Origin of the sequence: Sorangium sp. So ce834, from assembly GCF_051521425.1 — a bacterium.
Taxonomy (GTDB): Bacteria; Myxococcota_A; Polyangia; order Polyangiales; family Polyangiaceae; genus Sorangium; species Sorangium cellulosum_D.
Window position 1 is genome coordinate 10,804,162 of record NZ_CP150351.1, and the last position, 22,161, is coordinate 10,826,322.

The window sequence follows — 22,161 nt, forward strand, 5'->3', positions numbered from 1 at the left end:
GCACCGGTGAATCGCCTCCTCCTCACCTGGTCGGACGCGGGCACGCTCGGGCCGGCGCCGGCGCACCACGGCCGCCGGGCGGAGGGCGATCGCGGGCCGGTGCTGCGGCTCCTCGACCAGGAGGAGAGCCGCTACGAGGCGATCGTGATCCTCACCATCCCGGCCGGCGAGGCGCCGTCGCGGGCGCTCGTCGAGCGGGCGCGGGCGCGCGCCGCGCGGGTCGAGCTCCGCGTGGTCGACGTCGACGATCCGTCGGACCACGCCAAGCTCTTCCGCGCGCTCGGCAAGCTCTCGGCGCAGCTCAAGCGCGCCTTTCCGCAGGCGGCGTGGGCGACGGACGTCCTGCTCTCGGCGGGCACGCCGCAGGCGCAGACGCTCTGGGTCATCCTGGTCCAGGCGGGGATCCTGCCCGCGCGCATGCTCCAGGTGATCCCGGCGGCGTTCGTGCCGCACCCGCACCCGCGGCCGGTGCGCGAGGTCCGGCTGGACATCGAGGGCTTCCCCGAGATCCGCGCGCTGCGCGAGGAGGTCGTGCGCCTACGGGCCGAGGCGCGCACGCGCGACGCCGTGCTCGTCGGCGAGAGCGAGCCGATGCGCGCCCTCCGCGCCCGGATCGCCCGGGTCGCCGCGACCGACGTGCCGGCGCTGATCCTCGGCGAGACGGGGACCGGCAAGGAGCTCGCGGCCAGGGCGATCCACGAGCATAGCCCGCGCGGCCGGGGCCCGTTCGTCGCGGAGAACTGCGGCGTCTTCGCCGAGGGGGTGCTCGCGAGCGAGCTGTTCGGCCACGAGGCGGGCGCCTTCACCGGGGCCGCGGGGCGGCGGCGCGGCGTGTTCGAGCAGGCGCACGGCGGCACGCTGTTCCTCGACGAGATCGGCGAGCTGTCGCCGCGGGTGCAGGCCTCGCTGCTGCGCGTGCTCCAGGACGGGACGCTGCGCCGGGTGGGCGGCGAGGCCCGGATCGAGATCGACGTGCGCGTCGTGGCGGCCACGCACCGCGACCTGGCGAAGATGGTCGAACAAGGGACGTTCCGCGAGGATCTCTATTACCGGCTCCGCGGCGCGATCATCGACGTTCCGCCGCTCCGCGCCCGCGGAGGGGATATCGAGATGCTCGTCGACGCGTTCCTCGACGAGGTGCGGGCCCGGCGCAAGGGGCGCGGGCTCAAGGTGACGCGCGAGGCGCTCCGGTGCCTGTACCAGCACGCCTGGCCCGGCAACGTGCGCGAGCTGCGCGCCGAGGTGCACCGATGGGGGGTGTTCTGCGATCACACGGTCGACGTCGGCGACCTCGCGCCGGAGATCACCGCGGCGGCCGCGGGGCCGGCGGGCGGCGCGAGCGGGGTCGCGCGGGGGCCGGCGGGGGAGGCCGGGGGCGAGGAGGTCACGCCGCTCGCGGAGGCGGTGGCGTCGGCCGAGCGCGCGGCGATCGGGCGCGCGCTCAGGGTGCATCAGGGCAACATCTCGCGCGCGGCGCGCGCGCTCGCCATCGACAGGAACACGCTCAAGCGCAAGATGGCGGCATACGGCCTCCGCGGGGACGAGGCGGCCTGATCCGCCGCGATCAGAACTCCGCGACGTCGAGCCTTCGCCTGTGCGTGTCCGGGCCCTCTCCGGTCCCGTTCGGGTTGCCTGGGGCCAACCCTTGCAGCTTTCCGGTGATCATCCTGCTGCGGATCGTGCCGAAGAGGACGAGCCGCACGTCATCGACCTCCGCGGGGTCGATCCCGCTGATCCGGTAGGAACCCTGGATGTGAGACGGATGGATCACGTGGATGTACGCGACAGCGTCGCGACGCACGGCCCTGAGCGTGACCGGGAACGAGTCGGCGAAGGCGCCGTCCTCCGTCGAGAAGCGCAGCGGGACGTCGATCTCCAGGAGCGGATCGCCGCCGGGGCAGCCCGTCGCCCTGAGGTCTACCGGGTCGTCGGGCGGCCCAGCGCCCCCCGCGGTGGCCACGACCGCTGACCTCGTGAAGCGGACGAAGCGCGCGGCGAGCGGCGCGCCGGCAGAGACCGTCACTGTCGTGCTGCCGCCCTTCGCCCACGTGAGCGTGGCGGAGCGCGCGCCGGAGATGGCGGAGACCACGTCGTTCGCCGAGAAGCCGAGCCGGGAGGCGTCCTCCACGCCGACGATCTCCGAGCGCGCCGTGCACGGCCCGAGCACGCCGCCGCTCTGGCCGCCGAGCGCGCCTGAGCGACTGTCCATACCGCTGCCGGCGCCGTCGGAGCCCCCGAGCAGCGCAGCGCTCAACATCAGCGCACCCCGCCAAGAAAGCCGCAGTCCCCCGTGCATCCAAGCACCTCGCGCGGCGCAGCTTGGGCCCCCCCGCGCGAGGGTGCCAGGTCACATTCGCACATTCCATAGCGCGAATTGGCCAATCGATGTGCGAATCTGCGATACGTGGGGCGCGCCTGGGCGCGTCGAGAGGGCGCGGTCCCGGCAGCGCTTCGCGCGGCCCCTGGCACGGCGCACGCCGCGGGGGCGCGCCGCGAGCACGCCGGGGCCGCCCATCGATCTGGACTGTCGATGGCCGCTCGTGTTCCCTTCTGGAGCCGCGGCGGCAGGTGGTGGCGTGCCACCCGCCGCGGCGGGAAGGCGGGCAGCCCGACGTGAGCGACCTCGACGAGCCATGAACTGGGAGCAGCTCTGCAAGCTCGGCCTCGCGCTGCCCGAGGCGGTGGAGGACGTCTGGTACCGCACGCCCGCGCTCAAGGTCCGCGGCAAGGCGTTCGTGCGCCTCAAGGAGGACGGCCAGTCCGTCGTCTTCCCGCTCGAGAGCGTGGACGAGCAGGAATTCCTGATCGAGACGCAGCCGGACATCTACTTCATTACCGACCACTACCGCGGCTATCCGGCGGTCCTGGCGCGGCTCTCCGCGCTGCGCGCGCCCGAGTGCCGCATGCGGCTCGAGCGCGCGTGGCGCCTCAAGGCGCCGAAGACCCTGGTGAAGCAGCTCGACCAGCGCGCGCCCGCGAAGCCGAGACGGCAGCGCCCCTGAGGGGCGCCCGTTCGGTGGGGAGCCCGGCGGACGGAGGCCGCGCGGTAGTTCGTGCTGCTCGATCGCTCCTCGACCGTCAAAGAAGGGTCAAGATCACGAATCGGTCTTCTACGTGCCCCTCTTCTGGTACGTCCCCACAAGCTCGGCGCGTGCGAGGATGTGGCCGTCCATCGCCCTCTCGAGCTCCGCCTTCGCGAGCCCATCGCGCTGGGGCAGCACCGTGTCGAGCCCATACAGTTTGAAGAAGTAGCGGTGCCGGCCGATCGGCGGACACGGGCCACCATAGCCGGTGCGCTTCCAGTCGTTCCGCCCCTCGCGCGTGCCCGCCGGTAGCTCGATCTTGCGCGCGGCCTCGGGCAGACCGCCGGCGTCTGGCGGGATGTTGTAGAGCACCCAGTGGACCCACGTCACCTTGGGCGCGTGCGGATCGGGCGCGTCGGGGTCGTCGACGATGAGCGCGAGGCTCCTCGTTCCGGCGGGGACACCCGACCATGCGAGCGCGGGCGGCACGTCGTCGCCCTCGCAGGTGTACTTGATCGGGATCTCGCCGCCATCGTGGAAGTCGGGAGATCGTAGCGAGAGCGTCATGAGAGCACCTCCAGCGGGGCTACAGGAGCAGAGCGGCCAGAGCAGCGCGATCAACGTGCGAAGCAGGCGCGAGAGGACGCGTGCCCAGATTTGTTCCTGCCGAACCCGAGCGGACGAAATGGACACGTGAGATCTCCTAGGCTTCAGAGCCTACCTCAGGCTCCGGCGTGATCTCCGCCGCCGCGCGCTCAAGCAGCGCGCGAACCTCGTCGTGGAGAGGAACACCATGCGGGTGCGTCGATAACGCTCGAGGGGCATTGGTTGATTTCCGTGTTCGGCCAGACCTTCGCGCCCCCGCATCGTGGCCTCGGTGCGGACGCTACCTCTCGGAGTCGCGCTCGATCTGGCGCCGCGCAGCAGCATGGCAAGGGGCGCTCGGGACAATCGAAGCGCAGGCACGGCCTGTTGTTCGGGCCGGACCAGCCGAGGGTCCTGCGCTTCTACGAGCGCCAGGTGCTGCCCGCGCCGGGCCAGCCGAGCGAGGCGGCGTCGCGCCCGCCGCGGAGGCCGACCCGCGCGGAACGCCTCCGCCGGGCGCTCCTCAGGGCAGGACGCCGAGCTCGGCTGCCCTGGTGCTTCTTGAGCGGCTCGCCGATGGTGCTCGTCGCTGGCAGACCATTGATGCCCATGCTCTCCAGCCGGGCGCGCAGCTTCTTCGGGCCCGTGCTCCCCTTGTCCTTGGGAATGTGGACACGTCGGATGGTGTTGGTGCCGATACCGCTTCGACACCAGCCGTTCGTGCAGGTCGCGGAGATTCCTCTCCAGGTCGTGTCCGTACTGCTCCTTCGTGACCCCATCCACCCCCACCGCCGCATCCTTTCGCATGCGTCGATAGGCGCGCATCAGGGCCGGCACGTCGAGGATCACCGGGTCTCCGTTGCTCCGTTTATTGCCGAGGAGGAACCTGGGCCTCCCAGGTGCCTGGATCGTCCTCTTGCTGCGTGCCGTGGTCGTACACCCCGCCGGGTGCGCTCTCTCCTCGCCCGACTCGGAGAGACCGCTGTCGCCTTCGGAACAAACAACACCCTCGGCGCCCGGGAAGACATAGTCTTCGTGGCTGCATTCCCCACGGCCAACGCGCTCGCGCGCCTACGCATCGCCGGCCGCGTCACCACGTCCGTCGCAAGGCTCGCTACCGGCTGCTCACCCCGAGACCTTGGGGTGCGAGGTCGAAGCCTTCGCCACGGCTAGGGCAGAACGGGCACCCGATGGTGGCCAGGAGTCGACATCGGCCCCCGACTTCCCAAGAGGATCCGTGAACGGATCCAAGGTGTCTGGAGCGTGCTCTCGCGCGGAGAGCGCCCACCTCTTGGATTCGATGGAATCGAGGAGAGGAGAACAGGACCATGAGCTCTTTGCTGAATATCACCACCCTTGCGCTCGCAGCAGCCCTCGCCACAGACGCCTCGCCCAACAACACGGTCGACTTCACCACCAGGCAACGCGTCGACACCGGGTCGTTCGTGGCCGCGTTCGCCAACTCGGCTTATTCCCGCACCAGCGTGGAATTCAAAGTCCCCTTCTCGTCGCCGCCCCTCGTCTTCTGCTCGGAGTGGAACAACCCGGGCAACTGGATCTTCTGCAAGACCGACAGCGTGACGAACAAGGATGCGATGGTCGTGGCCACGACGCTGAACTTTACCGCGACGAACTACACGACCAACATCGCGTGGATGGCGATCGGGGATTGACCCGCCCTGCCCTGGCTTCGATGGATCCCGGGGTCATGTCCTAGGGCTGGGGCATCACCTCGCTTTTATCCGACAGGCCATCGGGCGTTTTGCGTTCAAGGCCATGACCACGTGGGGCGAGCCGCGCGATTTCCGCTGGTTTCTCCCCCGCGTCCTCGAGCTCATGGCGACCGAGCAGGTCGGCGCGCTCTGCTTCGAGATCGTCGCGGGCAAGATCCTGTCGGCCGGCTTCAGGGCGCCCCGGCGTCCGGGGCGGTCCACGGACGCGCAGCGACGGCCGAGGCGGCCCTGTCCGGCTTCTTCTGGAGCGAAGCGGCGTGAGACGATTGACCGAGCGGCGTGGAGCGGCGAGCGTGGTCGGACATGGGGCCGGGCCGTCGGCCGACGCCGCCACGCGCCCAGCATCGTCGACCTCGGCGAGAGTCGCAAGGGACCATGCCTCGCATGGCGACCACGGAGAACTGCCCGCGCGCGGGCGCTCCCGCAAACGATGGACAGCCGCTCTCCCTCGGCGCCGCTCGGCGAGCCGCGGAGGGCCGATGTCTACGCCGGTCGCACTCGCGAGCGCGCGCGCCGGGTTCGCTCCTTGCTTCGCCCATCGAGCAGGGCGGGAGGTACTGCGAATGCTGGCGGTTACATACCATGGGCCGAGGTGCGTCCGCGTCGAGGAAAACCCGGAGCCTCGGATTCAACATCCGAACGACGTGGTCCTCCGCGTGAGCCGCGCCGCGATCTGCGGATCTGATCTGCATCTCTATCACGGCTACATCGCCGACACGCGCGTCGGCACCATCTTCGGCCATGAGTTCACCGGGGTCGTGGAGGAGGTCGGGCCATCCGTGCAGACCCTCCAGCGCGGCGACCGCGTCGTGGTGCCGTTCAACATCGCCTGCGGGACCTGCTTCTTCTGCCAGCGAGAGCGCACCTCCGCCTGCGAGAACACGAACCCGCTCACCACGATCGCCGGCGGGATGTTCGGTTATTCCCACACCACCGGCGGCTACCAGGGCGGCCAGGCCGAGCGCGTCCGCGTCCCCTTCGCCGACGTCGGCCCCATGAAGATCCCCGACGACCTCTCGGACGAGGACGCGCTCTTCCTCTCGGATATCATCCCCACGGGGTACCAGGCCGCGGAGATGGGCGACATCACCCCCGCGGACACGGTGGCCGTCTTCGGCTGCGGGCCCGTCGGCCTCGTGGCCCAGCGGTGCTCCTGGCTCCTCGGCGCGCGCCGCGTCATCGCCGTCGATTCGGTCGGCTACCGCCTCGATTTCGCGCGCCGGTACAACCAGGCAGAGACGCTCGATTTCACCAAGGTCCCCGACGTCGTGTCCGTCCTCCGGGACATGACCGACGGTCGCGGGCCGGACGTCTGCATCGATGCGGTCGGCCTCGAGGCGAGCGGCTCCGCGCTGCACGGCCTGCTGGGCAAGACGCTCATGCTCGAGGCTGGCTCGCCGGTCGCGCTCAACTGGGCGATCCAGTCGGTCCGCCGCGGCGGGAGGGTCTCCATCGTCGGCGTCTACGGGCCGCCGTGGAACCTCGTCGACGTGGGCGCGGTCATGAACAAGGGCCTGACGATCAAGGCCGGGCAGTGCGACGTGAAGCGGTACATGCCTCGCTTGGCCCAGCACGTCCGCAAGGGGAACATCGACCCGAGGGCGCTCATCACCCACCGCGTCCCGCTGGAGGCGGCCGCGGAGATGTACCGCCTGTTCGCGGCGAGGACCGACGGGATCATCAAATGCGTGCTCATCCCGTCGGACGCCAAATGAGCGCTGTCACCGAGGAGGAGGCGACCATGGAAGCCGTGTTCATGCAGCCGAAGGAGCTGCCGTACTGGGGGGTCGATCTGTGCCCGGAGGACAGGCCCGGCGTCCCGAGGGAGGCGCCGCCGCACCTCCTCTCGTGGGCGCACTGGATAGAGCCCGAGCGGCAGCCGATCGAGGGCCGGGTGCTCAGGCACCCGGGGCTCGCCCGGCCCACGCCGGTGTTCAGCACGGCCTTGCCGCCGAGAGGAGCGAGCGGCGTCCTGCGTCGCCTCGCCTACGAGGTCCCGGATCACAAGCTTCCGCACTGGATCCTGCTGATGATCGCGGATCGGGTCGACATCGTCGAGAGCCTCCCTCTCCTGTTCAAGCGCAGGAGACGGGCCCTCAGGACGGGCTAGAGGACCCGCAGGAACGCCGTGAGATCGGCCTTCTCCTGGGCCGTCAGCTTCGTGCCGAGCACGAGGTTGAAGAACTCCACGGTGTCCTCCAGCGTGAGCAGGCGCCCGTCGTGCAGATAGGGCGGGCTGTCCTTGATGCCGCGCAGCGGGAACGTCTTGATGGGGCCGTCGGCGGTGGCCATGCGGCCGTTGATGAGCTCGGGCTTGAAGAAGCGCTCAGCCCGCAGGTTGTGCATCAGGTTGTCGGTGTAGTACGGCGCCACATGGCACGTCCCGCACCGGCCCTTGCCGTGGAAGACCTGCTCGCCGCGGAGCTCCTCCGGCGTGGCCTTCGCGGGGTCGAGGCGGCCGTCCACGCCGAGCTTCGGCGCAGGGGGGAAGTCGAGGATCTCCTGGAACTCGGCCATCGCGTGGACCTGGTGCCCGCGGTCCAGGATGTTGATCCCCTTCTTGACGGCGATGACGATGTCGCCGTCGAAGTACGCGCCCCGCTGCTCGAACTCGGTGAAGTCCTCGACGGTCTTGAGCGCGCGCTGCGAGCCGAAGAGGCGCTGGATGTTCACCCCGCGCAAGGTGGGGGTGTCGACCCGGTGCCGGAACTCCTGCGGCCTCGTGTCGCCCACGAGGTGAAATGCGTTGTTCGTGTGCCCGTTCGCGTGGCAATCGAAGCAGGCGACGCCGAGGCTCGCCTTCTCCGAGCGCCGGTCCGCGGTCGCGTTGAACTGCATCTGCGGGAACGGCGTGACGAGGAGCCGGAGCCCCTCGAGCTGCTTCGGCGTCAGGATGCCGTTGAAGAGCTCGTAGAAGTTGTCGATCGTGACGAGCTGCCCCTTGGAGACGTCGCCGAGGTCGGGCCGCGTGGTGAGATAGATGGGCGCCGGGAACTCGGAGACGATGTGATCCGGCAGGTCGAAATCGAGATCGAAGCGCGTGAGGTCGCGCCCCGTCTGGCGCTTCAGCTCGTCGATGTGGAACTTCGGGAAGACCATGCCGCCTTCCGGGTGGTTCGCGTGCGGCAGCGGCAGGAAGCCCCGCGGCCAGAGCCCCTGCTCCCGGATGGCGTCGGGCGAGAGCGCGGCCAGCGCCTCCCACGTCGTCCCCTTCGGGAGCTTCACGCGCACGCCGGCCTGGACGGGCTTTCCGCGCGACATGGTGACCCCCTGCGCGGCGCGGTTCGAGAGGTCGTACCGCTCTTCGAGCAGGGCCTGATGGCGCTTCGCCACGGCGGGCTTGTCGGCCTTCATGCGGGCGACCACGGCCGCGAACGGCTCCTTGTCCTCCACCGGCAGGTAGCTCGTGCGCGGCGTCTCGGGGCCGGGCGGTGGGTCCGCGTTCATGGGCGCCCGCGGGCCCGCAGGCGCGACCGTTCCGGCCGTCGCGGGGGGCGCGTCCCGCGGGCCGGTCGGGTCTTCGGGCCGCGCGCCCGGCGCCGAGCCGCAATTCACGAGGCCGAGCGAGAGCGCCGCGGTGCACGCGACAAGGCACGAGATATCCATTCTCTTCACAGACATAGAAGCGCTCCTTCGCAAGGAATACGTCGACAGGGGACGACCGAACGGGCGCCCCGCTCTGCGACGCGCCGAGCTCCCGTCCGGCTCACATGAGATGGCGGCTCGCCGGGCTCGCAGGCCAGGCGCATGAGCAATTCCGCCCGTAGGCGACTCCTGTGCCAAGGCCGTGTCCGCCATGCGCGTGGATCCCGATCAGGAGCGGAGCGCGGCGTCGGGTGAGGGAAACCTCTCCCTCCCCGTGTGGATCGGCAGCCGTCCCTCCGTCGAGCCGCCGGAGATCGCCGCGCCCCGGGTTCAGCAGGTGCGCGGGTCGTCGCGCGCAGGAGCCCCGCAGGACGAGACATTTTGCCACAGGGCGTGGCATGGTGGCTCGCTCACGTTGAGACGATCTGGACAGAGGGGCAGCTCATACGTGGAGGACGTCCTCGATCAACCGCCACGCGCGCGCCCGTCGGTCGCGATGCGCACGAAGGGAGCTCGGACGTCCCGGGCGTCGAAGAAGAACACTCGATCCCAGCACGGCACGCGCTCGCGCTCCGACAGATCGAACACCTCGCCTCGGGACAGGCTGCCGACGAGCTTCGCGCTCGACTGACCTCTCATGCTCCACCGGAACTCGTACGGGAGGAGGAGGTCGGGATCGCTGAACATGCCGCGTCGCTCGGTGAAGCTGCGCCGCGCGGCCTCCGAGAAATCCCGCGCGTGGCGCAGGTTCGGGGCGACGGTGTACGTCACCGCCAGGCCCTCCTCGAGGAGCAGGCGGTTGATGAGCCGACCTCGTGACAGCACATAGGCGAGCACGCGCCCGTACGCGTCGAACGGCTGTTCATCCGTCTGGATCTCGACCTCGGCGCCTTCGGGGAGCAGCTCGGCGAGCCGCGCCGCCGCCGCCTCGGCCCAATGGCCCTGGGAGGCGCCGAGGAAGTGCGTCTCCGGCGTGTCGATCGAGAGCATGCGGATCGGATACGTCGCGCCCCGCTCGTCCCGCACGTGGAGCGTGTCCCCATCGACCGTCCTGACCACCGCTGCGCGGAAGCTCGCGCCCGGCAAATCGGGCGCCCTGCGCAGCCCCCGCCGCCGGGAGACAAGGGACACGTAGCCGATGAACCTCCGGAGTCCCGGAAGCAGTCCTGTCATCGCCCCCTCCTAGGATGGATGGATTCCCAGAAACCAACGTTCGGCGTTGCTCGGACGTTCGCCCGGCCCAGGCGGCCTGTTCCATCATGGTATGGACCGGGCCGGGGCCGGCTGAAAGAGCTCGCTAGCCCTGATCCGGGGGGCAGGAGGTGACCTGAAGCACCGAGCGGCGGGAGGAGAGCAGAGAGAGAGAATCAACGCAAAGGCGCAAAGGCGCAAAGGCGCAAGAAGAAAAAAAAATTATCATTCCTCTCTTCTTCTCTCTCCCTTGCGCCTTTGCGCCTTTGCGCCTTTGCGCCTTTGCGCCTTTGCGCCTTTGCGCCTTTGCGCCTTTGCGCCTTTGCGCCTTTGCGTTAAACTCTCTTCTTCTGTTCTTCTGCAGGTGCCCCTGGCCGCTCCCCTCCCGTCCCCGCAGCAGGCCTCCGCCCGCGGGCCCTCCGCGCGCCGCCAGGCTCCGGGAGGAGGCTACGCTTCCTGCGCCGTTTCCCGTTACGATGACCGACGCGATCGCTTCGGTAGATCGCGGCGGGGCACGGGACGTCTGCATGCGGCCCCGCGCTTGGCTCCGGGGGCGAGGGCCACCGCGGCGAGGAGGTCTCGGATGTCGTCGCATGAACAGAGGGAGCCGGCCGCGACGCCGGCAGAACATGGCGCGCCAGAGGCAAGCATCGAGCTGGCACGAAAGAGGCGCGGCCTGCGCTTCCGGCTCGCGGCCGGCGCGCTCGTGCTCGCCGCGAGCGTGACCGCGCTCGTCCTGACCCAGGAGAAGGCGCCCGTGAGGGCCGGCGCCATCGGGGCCCGGCTCGAGCTCTCCTCGGGAGAGGTCACGCTGGAGCAGGACGACCGGAGGTCGACGGTGGTGTCCGGCGTCCCCCTCCCGGTCGGGGCCGAGCTCGCGACCGGAAAGGGCGCGCGGGCGCTCGTGCGGCTCGCCGACGGCTCCGCGGTGTTCCTCCGCGCGGACTCGGAGGTGGCGCTCGGCGCCGAGGGGCTCTCGGTCGCCCAGGGCGAGGTGTGGCTCGACGCCCCGCCCGAGGGGCGCGGCGAGCTTTCGCACGCGCTCGGGGAGGTCCGGGTCACGGCGTCCGACGCCGGCCTGTCGATGAAGCGCGCCGGCGACGCCGTGAGCGTGTACGTGGCCCGCGGGCTCGCCGTGGTCACCGCCCCCGGCGGGCGCGTCGAGGTGCACGCCGGCGAACAGGCCACCGTCGCCGGCGGCGCCGCGCCCAAGGTCGCGCCGCTCGCCTACTGGGACGACTGGACCGGCGGCATGGGCGACCACCGGCCCCTCGCGGGCGAGGGCAGCGGCTCCGGCCGGATCTACGGCGTCGACCTGCAGGGCGCCCCCGGGGCGCAGGCGCGCACGCTCGAGATCAGCCGGCAGGCCGTGCGCGCGGTCGTGCGCGACGGCATCGCCGAGACCGAGGTGGACCAGACCTTCTCGAACCCGGGCGGGCGACAGGTCGAGGGCTGGTACTGGTTCACCGTGCCCGAACGGGCGTTCGTGAGCTCGTTCGCGGTCGAGACGAACGGCGTGCTCGTCGAGGGGGAGGTCATCGAGCGGAAGGAGGCGGCCCAGCGGTACCAGGCCGCCGTGCAGAGCGGCCACGAGCCGGCGCTGCTCGAGTGGGTCGACGGGCGCAGCTACCGCGCCCGCATCTTCCCGGTGCCCGCGAGCGGCTCGCGGCGCGTGGTGCTGCGCTACGTGGAGATGCTGGGCGCGCCGGCCGGGAAGCTCACCTACGTGTACCCGATGCGCTCGAGCGAGCCGGTCCAGATCGGCGAGCTCTCCCTGTCGGTCGACCTCGGCCAGGCCGGCCAGGGCATGCAGATCGCGACCCTCGCCGACGCGGTGATCGAGGACGGCGGGCGGCGGGTGAGCATGCGGCGGAGCGGCTACGAGCCGCGCGCGGACTTCCAGCTCGAGGCCGCCGTCAAGACGAAGCCGTCGCCGCTGCGCGTGTCGCGCTTCGCCGCGGGCGAGGACCGCGCAGACTACGTGATGGCGCGGTACGTGCCCGACGTGGACTGGGCCGAGCTCAAGGAGCTCCCCGCCGACCTTGTCGTCGTGGTGGACACGTCGGCGTCGGCCGACGAGACGGCGCGGCAGCAGAAGGCGGCCGCGGCCGAGGCGATCCTGCGGACGATGTCGCCGTCGGACCGGTTCGCGCTGATCGCGCTCGACTCGGCCCCCGCGGTCCTGCACCCGAAGGAGGGGCTGGCCGAGGCGTCGGACAAGGAGATCTCCGCGGCGCTCACGCGGCTGGCCGAGCACGCGACCGGGGGCGCGACCGACCTCGGCGCGCTGTTCGAGTCGGCGCTCGGGCGCGTGCACGGCAAGGAGCAGCCGGCCGTCATCTACATCGGCGACGGGCTCGCGACGAGCGGCGAGGTGACCGGCGCGCGCCTCGCCGAGCGCCTGCGCCGCTCGCTCACGGACTCGCGCGCGCGCTTCTTCACCGTCGGCGTCGGCGAGAACGCGAACCACGCGCTGCTCCGCGAGCTCGCGCGCGCCGGGGGCGGACAGGCGTTCCGAATCGACGAGGTCGAGGGCTCGACGTCCGAGGTGCTGCGCCTCGCCGGCGCGATCAAGACGCCGACCATCACCGACCTCTCGATCGACCTCGGCGCCGGGCTCGACGAGCCGATGCTCACCGCGAGCGGCAAGGTGTCGCGCGGCGAGGAGGTCGTGCTGCTCGCGCGCACGCACCACGCGCTGCCCGCGAAGGCGGTCGTGAAGGGGCGGCTCGCCGGCAAGGAGTACGCCCGCGAGCACCCGATCGAGATCGACCGGGGCGTCGGGGCGGCGCTGGTGCCGCGCTTCTGGGCGGCCGAGAAGATGAGGCGGCTGCTCGCGGACGGCGACGACATCGAGGCGCACCGGGGCAAGGTGGTCGAGCTCGGGCTCGATTACGGGCTGATCACGCCGTTCACGAGCACGCTGGCGCTGGAGAGCGAGCAGGCGTACCTGAACCAGGGGATCCAGCGGCGGCGCTCGCCGCTCCGGGGCGAGCGGCTGACGGCGCTCACGCCCGAGCGGGAGCGCGAGCTCGCGGCGCTGCTCGCGCCGCCCGCCGCGGGGGTCGCCTTCGGGTGCTCGAGGAGCGAGCCGAGCTACGAGGAGAGCCCGGGGAAAGAGGGCGGCTACGCGCAGAAGGCGGCGGAGGCGCCGATGATGGCGCCGGCGCCGGCGATGGCAGAGACCGCGGCGCGGCGGGACGAAGCCCCGAGGGCGGACCTCGCCTCGCCCGCAGCTCCGCTGCCGGCCCCGCCCCCCACGGCCGCAGCGCCCGCGGACGAGGCGGCGCTGCCGCCCGAGCCCCTGGCGCAGGAGGTCGCGGCGAGCCGCACGACCATCGCCCACGCGCGGCCCACGTCCGCGAGGCCCCAGGCGGCCAGCGAGCCGATGGCGCTCCGCCTGGCCGGCGCGAACAAGTCGAGCGCCCCGCAGCGCGGCGGCGGCGGGCCGGTCGTCCCGGCCGCGGGCGCCGCGCCGCCGGGCGCCGCGGCCAGGCCGGCGCCGGCGATCGCGCCGAGGCCACGTCCGATCGGGATGCCCAAGCCCCCGCCGGTCGCGATGGCGCCGTGCAGCGACACCGCGCGGCGGCCGCTCGCCGAGCGCATCGTCGTCTGGTCGAAGCGCCTCGCCCGCGCCACGGCGGCCGAGCAGCTCATCGCGCGCTACGAGGGCGCGCTCTCGACCTGCGAGCTGCCGGACTGGCGCTCGAAGGCCGCGCTGCTGTCGCTCCTCCAGGCGAAGGTGTCGACCGAGGGCGGCGCCGAGGCGCTGCTCGCGCGCTTCGCCGGCGAGCCCGAGGCGCAGCGGTTCATCGCGCACGCGCTCCTCCGACGGAGCGTGGATCCCGCGATCTCCGCGGCGGTGCGGCACACGCTCTTCGGGGGCGCCGATCCGAAGGCGAGCTGGGCGCTCCTCGACGAGCGGCTCGCCGCGCTGCCGGCGGTCGAGGACCGGCTCGCGCTGCTGCGGCAGGCGCTCACCGAGCGGCCTGACGACCCGGAGGGGGAGATCCGGCGGGTGCGCCTGCTCGCCGAGGCGGGCCGGAAGGACGAGGCGCTCGCCTACGGGCGGAGGCTGCGCGACCGCGGCTTCATGAGCCCGGCGCTGGCGCTGGAGCTCGGCGACGTGCTCGCCGCGAGCGGCTTCGCGTCGGACGCGCTCCGCACCTACTCGGAGGTGGTCGAGTTCGATCCGACGAGCCCCGCGTCGCGCGAGCTGCTCGGCGACGTCCACCTCCGGCACGGCTGGTACGCGGCCGCGTACCGCCAGTACACGACGCTCACGGACCTCGCGCCGGCCGAGCCCCGGGGCTGGCTGCGGCTCGCCGCGGCGGCCGCGGGGAGCGGGCGCATCGACGAGGCGCTCCGCATCCAGCGCAAGGTCGCCGCCGCGGAGGGCACGCCGGGGGCCGACGATCCGCGCGCGTGGGCGCGGCTCCTGTCGGCGGCGCGCATCGGCCGGCTGCTCGCCGGCGACGGCGCCGCGGCCCCCGCGGCGGGCGCCGAGGCCGAGAGCCTCGCCCGCAAGCTGAAGGAGCTGCAGCTCTTCAGCGGCCCGGGGGCGCTGCGCGTCGTCCTCTGGGAGGACTACGCGGCGGAGCTCGCCCTGGCGGCCCGCGACGGCCAGGTGGACGCGGCGCTCGGCGACGGCCTCTTCGCGCCGGCGGTCGGGCTCGCGGCGGTGCAGCTGCCCGCGTCCGAGCTCGCGCGCCTCGAGTGGCGCGTGCGGTTCCGCAGCGATCCGCCGGGCAGGGACGTGCGCTTCGTGGTGACGACGATCGTGTGGGACGGGGCGGCGTTCCGGGTCGCGAGCGCGCCGGGGTCGATCGGCGCGCGGGAGCGGGAGGTGGTGCTGGCGAGCGGCGCGCTGCCATGATCGACGTCTCGCTGCTCGGCTGGCTGCTCGTCACGCTGACCTCGCCGCTGTCGCTCGTCCTGCTGGTCGTGGCGCTCGGGTCGGTGGCCTACATCGGCGTGACCGCGCTCGCGGCCGCGCCCCCGCGGCGCGGGGCGCGCGCGATCGGCACGGGCGTGGCGGCCTGCGCGCTGGCGGCCGGGATGATCGGGCTGCGCGTGGGCGCCGGCGCGGGCGCGGCCGTGTCGACGGCCGCGGTGGGGATCGCCGCGGCGGCGGCGCTCGGGGCGACCGCGGCGTGCGCGTGGACGTTCGGCGCGGCCGGCGCGGCGGCGCTCGGGGCGGCGCGGGCCCGGCGGAGGGCCGCGGCGCTGCGGGCGGGCGACGAGCGGCGCCGGCTGCTCGCGGCGAGCCAGCGCGCCTACATCGAGGGCGACGACCTCGCCGCCGAGACGGCGGCGGCCGACGCCGCCGTGGAGCGGCTGCGCGCCGCGGTCGGGGGGCTGGAGGACGCGCGCGCCGCGCTCGAGGCGAGGCGCGGCGCGGCCCGAGGCGACGACGGCGACGGGGGCGAGCGCGGCGCTGAGGACGGGCCGCGGGCGGAGCAGGCGGAGGGGGCGAGCGCGCTCGCCGAGGACCTCGCGCGGGCGTGCGACGAGGCCGCGACCAGGGTGTCGATGGGCCGGCGGGTGCTCGCCGCCGCGGAGGCCGCGGCGCTGCGGATCGCCTGCAACGCGCCGCTCCGCCGGCTCCTGCGGCGGCGGCCGCGCGAGGCCATGCAGGCGCTCGCGACCCTGGGCGCGGGCGCGATCGCGCAGGCGGCGGCGTCGATCGAGGCGTTCCTGGGCGAGGTGCGGGCGGCGCGCGCCGAGGTCGCGGCGATCGCGGGGCGGCGCGCGGCGGGCGGCGGGGCCGGCTCGGGCGCGGCGGAGGGCCCGGCGTCCGTCGCGCTCGGCGAGCTCGCCGCGATGGAGTCCGCGTACGGGGCGCTGCTCGAGCGGCTGCGCCTGTCGGAGCTCCACGCCTCGACGCGCGCGTCGGTCGAGCAGGTCGAGAGCGCCGCGGGCGCGCTCTCCGCGGCGGCGAGGGCCGCGGCGATCGACCCGGCGGCGCTCGGCGCGCTCGTGACGGAGATCGCGCGGGCCGAGTCGGCCGTCGCCGCCGCCGCGCCGGAGGCCGGGGGCTCGCGCGCGCTCGCCGAGGCGCTCGCCGAGGGCTCGCTGGCGCTCGATCGGAGCGACGCGACGTCGCTGTCGGAGCTCATCGCGGCGCTGCGCGAGCTCCGGTGACGGAATGACGGGCGACCGCTCCTGGATCGAATGACGGAGGACGCCTGCACGTAACGCGCTCCTCTCGCGGCGAAGCGGCTCCGGGAGCCTCGCGGAGGGCTGTTGCGTCGGGTAGACTTCGCTCGTGGCTCAGGCGTTCCCCACCACCAGCTACGTCTTCGATGCAGCAGATCCGCGCGCGCCGACGAGCGAGCAGTGGTCTCGCATGACCCCGGCCGAGCGCGCCCGCGTCGTGGACATGCTCCCCGCCGACGTCCCGCTCGATCTCATGCCGCCCGAGGGAGACGCGCACCGCAAGGCCAAGCGCGACGCGCTGGACGCCCTCGACGGCTTCTTCCGCAGGATTGGCCGCAAGATCTATCTCTCGTCCGAGCTCGCCGTCTTCTACCCCGGCGAGCCGCGCTTCGCGCCCGACGTGCTCGCCGTCCTCGACGTGGAGCCCCACGAGCGCATGAGGTGGGTCGTCGATGTGGAGGGCAAGGGCCTCGACTTCGTTCTCGAGGTCCACGTGGCCGGCAATCGCGCCAAGGATCATGAGGACAACGTCGAGCGCTACGCCCGGCTCGGCGTCCGCGAGTACTTCCTCTTCGATCGCTCCCGCCTGCGCCTGCACGCCTACAGGCTGCCGGCGGCCCAGGAGGGCGACCCCTCCCGTCCGCGCGTGTACCAGCGGATCGTGCCCCAGTCTGGCCGGTTCGCCTCCGAGGTGCTCGGCCTCGATCTGCTGCTCGACGGCTCCCGTCTCCGCTTCTTTGCGGGCAACGCCCCCCTCGAGGATGCCGACGAGATGATCGCGCGCCTCGGCGGCATGCTCGATCAGGTCATCGCTCGCCAGGAAGAAGCGCAACACCTGGCCGAGGAGCTCGCGGCCGAGCTCGACCGAGAGCGGCGCCTGCGCGAGCAGGAGCAGCGCCTGCGCGGGGAAGCGGAGCGGCAGCTCGAGCAGGCGCGCGCGGAGATCGAGCGGCTGAAGGCTCGTTGAGCGCGCTGCCGCCGCCGCTCGGTGGTGTTTAGAGCGTAGCCGCCGACGGCGACGCCCTCGGAGGGCTAGCCGCCCTTCAGCTTCGCGGCCAGGAACTGCCGCACCTTCTCCCAGGCGTCCGCCGCGGCCTTGGTGTCGTACCGCTCTCCCGAGGGGTTCGCGAAGGCGTGGTCGGCGTCGTACCGGACCACCTGGTGCTCGACGCCCGCGTCGTGGAGCGCCTTGTCGAACTCGTTGACGACCTCGGGCGGGATGCCCTTGTCCTGGTTGCCGAAGACCCCGAGCACCGGCGCCTTGATCGCCTTGAGCTGCGCGGGGTCGGTGACGAGCCGGCCGTAGTAGAGGACGGCGGCGTCGAGCTCCGGCTCGTTCAGGGCGAGCTTGAGCGACCAGGCGCCGCCGAAGCACCACCCGATCGAGCCGGTGCGCGGCGCCGCGATGCGCGCGTCGGTCGAGAGGAAGCGGTGCGCGGCGCGCACGACCTCGAGGCCCTTCGCCTCGTCGACGGCCTTCATCGCCGCCATCGCGTCGTCGGGCGTGGTCGCGACCTTGCCGCCGTACATGTCCACGGCGAGGGCGGCGTACCCGTCCTCCGCGAGGCGGTCGGTCCAGTGCTTGATGTGCTCGTTGAGGCCCCACCACTCGTGGATGACCACGAGGCCGGGGATCGGCGGCTTCGCGTCCTTCGGCAGGCTCAGGTACGCCTTCGTCCCGGCCACGTCGACCGTCTGCCCGCGCGCGGGCGGGGCCTTGTCCGACCGGAGCTGGTGGAGCGCCTTGAAGTCCTCCTCCGAGAGCAGCCCGGTCGGGCTGTCCGCGGCGCCGGAGGGCGCGGGCGCCGGGGCGGCGGCGCCGGGCGGCGGCTCGGCGGGAGGCGGGGGAGACGAGGCAGAGCAGGCGGTCGCCGCGAGCAGCGCGAGCGGCGCGGCCAGGCGGCGGAAAATGGGGCGGAGCGTCATGGCCGCGCACCCTACCAGCTCGGGGCGGCGCGCCGGAAGCCTCGGCGCGGGGAGGCCACGCCCGGCTACGTGGCGACGCGCAGGCGCAGCTGGCTCGACGCGACCCCCCGCCGGACGGCGGACGCGAGGGTCTCCGGAGAGAACGGCTTGGCGACGAACGCGTGAGCGCCGAGGCGGAAGGCGCGCTCGCGCTCGCGCGCCGACGACAGGGCGGAGACGACGACGAGGGCGACGTCGCGGTGATGCCGGCTCTGCCGGATGAACCGGATGAGCTCCAGCCCGTCGATGTCCGGCAGGTTGATGTCGATGATCACGGCGTCGTACGCGCCGCGGTGCATCAGCCGGAGGGCCTCGAACCCGCTCGCCGTCTCCGCGACCTCCGCCGCCTGCCCGAGCTCGGGCGCCCGCGCGAGCGCGGCCCGCATGTGCGCTCGCATCGCGGCGGAGTCGTCGATGAGAAGGATGCGGATCATCACGGGGCCTCTGCAGGGGCTCTCGGGGCGCCTAGGTACAACAGAAACAGCAAAAGCAAAAGCGGTCGTCACGTTTCCGACACCAGGGCGTCCCGGGCGCGCCCGCTGGCAGCCGCCATCCCGTCCTCCCACCCGCCTCGCGGGCCCGTCGGTCTGCGTTGCGTCATGACACAACGCGTCATCATGGTCCGAGTGTGGCGCCATCCATGCTCTCGCAGGTCGCGGGAGCTCCGCCGAGCTCCGAGCTGCCCACCGCTCGGGCCTCGGACATCGGCCTCCCCGCGCCGCGCGATGCGCTCGGCCTCCTCGGGCCTGCCCTCCCCCTGCTCGGGCCTCGGCCCTCCCCACGCCGCGCGACGCGACGCACTAGGCCTCTCGGGCCTACCCTCCACGCCGACGTGGGAGCCAGGCCGGTTCGGGGCACCGCGGATCGGTCCGGGAGGCGGCCTATCCGGCTCCGCCTCGAGCCCCGCGTGATCACACCCGCCCCCTCCGGGAATTCGTCTGAGTCACACGGGAGACTCGAGTGCGTACCAGCATATTGCACTTCTTCGTCACGGCTGCCGTGCTGCTCCTCGCGGGCTGCGGCGGCGAAGACGCAGGGGGGGCAGATGACGCTGGCGGCGGCCTCGGCGGGACGGGCGGCGCTGACGCCTCCACGATCACCGGCAGCTCCTCGGCCACCGCAGGCGGCGGTGCGGCCACCTCCGCCGCCGCCACGAGCGGCGGCGGGACGACCACGGCATCCGCCGGCGCCGGCGGCAGCGAGCCTTCCTGCACCGCTCCGGTCGTTCCCGAGGTCTCCTCCCTGCCCCCCATCGCGGAGCCCCCAGACCCGTTCACGTTCCTCGATGGCACACGAATGGCCAGCGCAGCGGACTGGCGATGCCGCCGCGCCGAGCTCAGCCAGCTTATCCAGCATTTCCAATACGGCCCCTATCCGCCGTCCCCCGAGAACGTCACAGGGACGCTGAACGGCGACAGGCTGACGGTGAAAGTCGAGCACGGAGGGAAATCGATCTCCTTCGATGCGACCGTCTCCCTCCCGAACGGCAGCGGCCCTTTCCCCGCGTTCATCGTCATCTCCTCGCTGATGCCCGGACTGACGGCCTCGGCGGTCAACGACAAGGGGATCGGGTACATCACGATTGACCCGAACGGGATCGCCGCGGACGCGAAGCCTCCGCGCAAGGGGAAGTTTTACGACCTCTATGGCAGCGACTCCACGACCGGCGCGCTGATGGCGTGGGGCTGGGCGACCCACCGCGTCATCGACGCGCTCGAGAAGACCCCCGACGCCAGGATCGATCCGACGAAGATCGCGGTGACCGGATACTCCCGCTACGGGAAGGCAGCGCTCGTCGCCGGTGCGTTCGACGAGCGCGTCGCCCTCACGGTCCCCGCCGGGTCGGGCGCCGGCGGCGTCGGCAGCTGGCGAGCGGCCGAGGGCAAATCCGATGTGCAGACGCTCAGCCAGATCAACGGCGAGGCCCCGCAGTGGTTCGGCGACGGCTTCGGGGCCACGTTCAGCGGCAAGACAACGACGCTCCCGTTCGACGCTCACTCGATCGTGGCCCTCGTCGCGCCCCGTCCGATCATCGTGCAGGAGGGGAAGTCCGACGGCTGGAACAACAACAGAAACGGCGGCCCCTACCAGGCGATCTGGGCCGCAAGAGAGGTCTTCACGGCTCTTGGCATCGAGGATCACATCGGCTGGGTCACCGACGACCACAGCCATGGCGTGATGACCACCCGCGAGGCGAACGCGATCCTCGGCTTCGCAGAGAAGTTCCTGCTCGGAAAGGACGTGGCGACGGAACAATGGGACGAGAGCGCCAGCCCGCCGACCCTCTCTTGGTCGGCGCCATAGACGAGACACGCGCCGTACCGGCCGGCAAGGACCGGGCAGCGCTCGACAGGCCGAGCAGAATACCCGCGGGCGCTCGGCCCGATCCCGCCGGTCGACCGTCGATTCGAATCGACCTGAGCACCAGCGCAAATTCAACTCTCGCGTCGCCGTCGCTCAAAAAGAAATAGTTCTAATTGACAACAAAATAGCGCAACGGTATTCCCATTGGCGGTTCAACGCCTTGGAGACGGCGCTCCTCTGCGCGTCGCGCCAGCTCGACGAGAGCGATCCACGGTCAGGACATAACTTAGGTCAAGGAGACTTCTGTATGAGCGAAAAAAAAGAACCCGCGGCTCGTGATCTGCTCGGCGGGGTCGACCGGCGGCAGGTGCTCATCAAGCTCGGCGCGTTCGCCATCACCGTGCCCGTGCTCGGCGCGTGCGGGGATGAGGGGTCGGCCGGCTCGGAGACCGGAGGCGGCGGAGGCGCCGGCGGCTCCGGGGGCACCGGCGGGAGCGGCGCGAGCACCACCAGCGCGAGCACCACCAGCGCGAGCAGCGCCGACGCGAGCACGAGCGTGGGCACCGGGGGCGCGGGCGGCGCAGGCGAGGGCGGCAGCGACACGGGCGTGGGGGGCATGGGAGGCGGCGGCGGCGGCGACAGCCTCATCCCGCCGCCGTTCGACGACGTGCCGATGTGCAGGGCGCAGAACAAGACGGACGGCGCCGGTCAGGGCCCCTTCTTCATTCACGAGCTCGAAAAGAACGACGACATCTCCCTGGTCCGACAGGACATTCGTGGTCGCTACAACGAGAGCGCCGCGCCCGGCGTGGAGATGCATCTCCACCTGCGCGTGCTCGACCTGAGCAAGCCCGACTGTGATGGCAAGGGCGTGGGCGTGCCGGACGTGGACGTCTACATCTGGCACACGGACGGACAGGGGTTCTACAGCGGCTTCGGGGCCAGGGGCTCTGCCAACGAGCAGAACCCCGACGCGCCGTACGCGGGCAGGCCGAGTCAGAACAACCTCGACACCACTGAACGCTTCTGTCGCGGCGTGCAGACCACCGACGCAAACGGTGTCGTCTCGTTCCGAAGCATCTTCCCCGGCTGGTACAACGGCCGCGATGTCCACATCCACTTCGTCTGCTTCAAGAAGGGCTCGACGTCGAAGGGTCGCGTCACTTACCAGGGTGGAGACCACATTTTCACGACGCAGTTCTACTTCGATCCCGCCTTCACCGACTCCGTTCATACCAAGTACGAGCCGTACAAGGCGCGCACCACCGGCAATCTGGCGACGGCGTACGCGGGCGCCATCAAGGCCGACGAGCCGGGCAACAGCGGTCTTCGTGCCAAGGCGTGGATGGAAGGGGACGTCGTGGTCGCCCAGATGCAGATCGCCGTGACTCCGACCTAGAGCGCGGCACGGCTGTTCTCGACGAGAACAAGACCGATGCCCCCGCGCCTGGGCGCCCTCGCCCGAAGTGGTGCGTGCGCCGCGAGCCTTTCGAAATCTCTCCAGACGAACAACGTGTCTTCGTTGGCTCGAGCGATCTCCGCGCTGAAAGGCAAGGGAAGCTCGGTCGGGGAGGCGCCCCCGCGCTCTCTGAATCGGCCACGCGAGCGGCAAGCGC

Annotated in this window: 17 protein-coding genes; 10 read left to right on the plus strand and 7 right to left on the minus strand. The window is 72.0% G+C overall.

The window, feature by feature from the left end:
- The first annotated feature begins 6 nt into the window (after positions 1 to 6).
- The gene (locus WMF20_RS39725; RefSeq protein ID WP_437606949.1) at positions 7 to 1,554 is read left to right on the plus strand and encodes a sigma-54 interaction domain-containing protein; all 1,548 of its coding nucleotides are present in this window, start codon (positions 7 to 9) and stop codon (positions 1,552 to 1,554) included.
- Between the two features lie 10 nt (positions 1,555 to 1,564).
- Here the strand turns inward: WMF20_RS39725 and WMF20_RS39730 are convergent, their stop codons facing one another.
- Positions 1,565 to 2,209 (minus strand): hypothetical protein, encoded by a 645-nt coding sequence (locus WMF20_RS39730; protein WP_437606950.1) that lies wholly within the window; start codon positions 2,207 to 2,209, stop codon positions 1,565 to 1,567.
- Between the two features lie 424 nt (positions 2,210 to 2,633).
- Between WMF20_RS39730 and WMF20_RS39735 the strand changes: the two genes are divergently transcribed.
- The gene (locus WMF20_RS39735) at positions 2,634 to 3,002 is read left to right on the plus strand and encodes an MmcQ/YjbR family DNA-binding protein (RefSeq protein ID WP_437606951.1); all 369 of its coding nucleotides are present in this window, start codon (positions 2,634 to 2,636) and stop codon (positions 3,000 to 3,002) included.
- 108 nt (positions 3,003 to 3,110) lie between these two features.
- Here WMF20_RS39735 and WMF20_RS39740 read toward each other — a convergent pair whose 3' ends face one another.
- Complete coding sequence (locus tag WMF20_RS39740) at positions 3,111 to 3,590, minus strand: YbhB/YbcL family Raf kinase inhibitor-like protein (RefSeq protein ID WP_437606952.1); 480 nt, start codon at positions 3,588 to 3,590, stop codon at positions 3,111 to 3,113.
- 440 nt (positions 3,591 to 4,030) lie between these two features.
- Positions 4,031 to 4,387, minus strand: a complete 357-nt coding sequence (locus WMF20_RS39745) for a hypothetical protein (RefSeq protein WP_437617266.1) — start codon at positions 4,385 to 4,387, stop codon at positions 4,031 to 4,033.
- A gap of 549 nt (positions 4,388 to 4,936) precedes the next feature.
- Between WMF20_RS39745 and WMF20_RS39750 the strand changes: the two genes are divergently transcribed.
- The 3 genes from WMF20_RS39750 to WMF20_RS39760 all read left to right on the plus strand — a co-directional run bounded on the left by WMF20_RS39750 (position 4,937) and on the right by WMF20_RS39760 (position 7,451).
- Positions 4,937 to 5,281 (plus strand): hypothetical protein, encoded by a 345-nt coding sequence (locus WMF20_RS39750; protein WP_437606953.1) that lies wholly within the window; start codon positions 4,937 to 4,939, stop codon positions 5,279 to 5,281.
- Positions 5,282 to 5,904: 623 nt separating this feature from the next.
- Positions 5,905 to 7,056, plus strand: a complete 1,152-nt coding sequence (locus tag WMF20_RS39755) for a zinc-dependent alcohol dehydrogenase (protein WP_437606954.1) — start codon at positions 5,905 to 5,907, stop codon at positions 7,054 to 7,056.
- Positions 7,053 to 7,451 carry a hypothetical protein gene (locus tag WMF20_RS39760; RefSeq protein ID WP_437606955.1) on the plus strand — a complete coding sequence of 133 codons (399 nt, stop codon included), beginning with the start codon at positions 7,053 to 7,055 and terminating at the stop codon, positions 7,449 to 7,451. The genes WMF20_RS39755 and WMF20_RS39760 overlap by 4 nt, the downstream gene beginning before the upstream one ends.
- Here the strand turns inward: WMF20_RS39760 and WMF20_RS39765 are convergent.
- Positions 7,448 to 8,788, minus strand: coding sequence for a cytochrome B6 (locus WMF20_RS39765; RefSeq protein WP_437617213.1), 1,341 nt, complete (start codon positions 8,786 to 8,788; stop codon positions 7,448 to 7,450). The genes WMF20_RS39760 and WMF20_RS39765 overlap by 4 nt on opposite strands.
- Positions 8,789 to 9,391: 603 nt before the next feature.
- Positions 9,392 to 10,099, minus strand: a complete 708-nt coding sequence (locus WMF20_RS39770; protein ID WP_437606956.1) for a thermonuclease family protein — start codon at positions 10,097 to 10,099, stop codon at positions 9,392 to 9,394.
- Between the two features lie 601 nt (positions 10,100 to 10,700).
- Between WMF20_RS39770 and WMF20_RS39775 the strand changes: the two genes are divergently transcribed.
- The 3 genes from WMF20_RS39775 (at position 10,701) to WMF20_RS39785 (ending at position 17,243) form a co-directional block, all read left to right on the plus strand.
- The gene (locus tag WMF20_RS39775; protein ID WP_437606957.1) at positions 10,701 to 14,993 is read left to right on the plus strand and encodes a VIT domain-containing protein; all 4,293 of its coding nucleotides are present in this window, start codon (positions 10,701 to 10,703) and stop codon (positions 14,991 to 14,993) included.
- A complete protein-coding gene (locus WMF20_RS39780) occupies positions 14,990 to 16,261 on the plus strand; it encodes a hypothetical protein (protein ID WP_437606958.1) in 1,272 nt (423 codons plus the stop codon). Before WMF20_RS39775 ends, WMF20_RS39780 begins: the two co-directional genes overlap by 4 nt.
- Positions 16,262 to 16,385: 124 nt before the next feature.
- Complete coding sequence (locus WMF20_RS39785; protein WP_437606959.1) at positions 16,386 to 17,243, plus strand: Uma2 family endonuclease; 858 nt, start codon at positions 16,386 to 16,388, stop codon at positions 17,241 to 17,243.
- A gap of 65 nt (positions 17,244 to 17,308) precedes the next feature.
- On the opposite strand, the gene WMF20_RS39790 is transcribed toward WMF20_RS39785, so the two are convergent.
- Complete coding sequence (locus WMF20_RS39790; RefSeq protein ID WP_437606960.1) at positions 17,309 to 18,202, minus strand: dienelactone hydrolase family protein; 894 nt, start codon at positions 18,200 to 18,202, stop codon at positions 17,309 to 17,311.
- Between the two features lie 65 nt (positions 18,203 to 18,267).
- Entirely contained in the window at positions 18,268 to 18,675 is a 408-nt protein-coding gene (locus WMF20_RS39795) for a response regulator (RefSeq protein WP_437606961.1), read from the minus strand.
- 526 nt (positions 18,676 to 19,201) lie between these two features.
- Here WMF20_RS39795 and WMF20_RS39800 point away from each other — a divergent pair.
- Positions 19,202 to 20,545: a glucuronyl esterase domain-containing protein gene (locus tag WMF20_RS39800; RefSeq protein WP_437606962.1), complete on the plus strand. Its 1,344-nt coding sequence runs from the start codon at positions 19,202 to 19,204 to the stop codon at positions 20,543 to 20,545.
- Positions 20,546 to 20,852: 307 nt separating this feature from the next.
- On the plus strand, positions 20,853 to 21,944 hold the full coding sequence (locus WMF20_RS39805; protein WP_129579175.1) for a hypothetical protein: 1,092 nt from the start codon (positions 20,853 to 20,855) through the stop codon (positions 21,942 to 21,944).
- Positions 21,945 to 22,161: the final 217 nt, after the last annotated feature.

What these genes read in the sequence shown, in the direction of transcription:
- WMF20_RS39760 (WP_437606955.1), top strand. Translation starts at nt 7,053, where the DNA reads ATGAGCGCTGTCACCGAGGAGGAGGCGACCATGGAAGCCGTGTTCATG.
- WMF20_RS39765 (WP_437617213.1), bottom strand. Translation starts at nt 8,788, where the DNA reads ATGAACGCGGACCCACCGCCCGGCCCCGAGACGCCGCGCACGAGCTAC.
- WMF20_RS39755 (WP_437606954.1), top strand. Translation starts at nt 5,905, where the DNA reads ATGCTGGCGGTTACATACCATGGGCCGAGGTGCGTCCGCGTCGAGGAA.
- WMF20_RS39770 (WP_437606956.1), bottom strand. Translation starts at nt 10,099, where the DNA reads ATGACAGGACTGCTTCCGGGACTCCGGAGGTTCATCGGCTACGTGTCC.
- WMF20_RS39795 (WP_437606961.1), bottom strand. Translation starts at nt 18,675, where the DNA reads ATGATCCGCATCCTTCTCATCGACGACTCCGCCGCGATGCGAGCGCAC.
- WMF20_RS39790 (WP_437606960.1), bottom strand. Translation starts at nt 18,202, where the DNA reads ATGACGCTCCGCCCCATTTTCCGCCGCCTGGCCGCGCCGCTCGCGCTG.
- WMF20_RS39745 (WP_437617266.1), bottom strand. Translation starts at nt 4,387, where the DNA reads ATGGGGTCACGAAGGAGCAGTACGGACACGACCTGGAGAGGAATCTCC.
- WMF20_RS39735 (WP_437606951.1), top strand. Translation starts at nt 2,634, where the DNA reads ATGAACTGGGAGCAGCTCTGCAAGCTCGGCCTCGCGCTGCCCGAGGCG.
- WMF20_RS39780 (WP_437606958.1), top strand. Translation starts at nt 14,990, where the DNA reads ATGATCGACGTCTCGCTGCTCGGCTGGCTGCTCGTCACGCTGACCTCG.
- WMF20_RS39750 (WP_437606953.1), top strand. Translation starts at nt 4,937, where the DNA reads ATGAGCTCTTTGCTGAATATCACCACCCTTGCGCTCGCAGCAGCCCTC.
- WMF20_RS39740 (WP_437606952.1), bottom strand. Translation starts at nt 3,590, where the DNA reads ATGACGCTCTCGCTACGATCTCCCGACTTCCACGATGGCGGCGAGATC.
- WMF20_RS39805 (WP_129579175.1), top strand. Translation starts at nt 20,853, where the DNA reads ATGAGCGAAAAAAAAGAACCCGCGGCTCGTGATCTGCTCGGCGGGGTC.
- WMF20_RS39775 (WP_437606957.1), top strand. Translation starts at nt 10,701, where the DNA reads ATGTCGTCGCATGAACAGAGGGAGCCGGCCGCGACGCCGGCAGAACAT.
- WMF20_RS39730 (WP_437606950.1), bottom strand. Translation starts at nt 2,209, where the DNA reads ATGGACAGTCGCTCAGGCGCGCTCGGCGGCCAGAGCGGCGGCGTGCTC.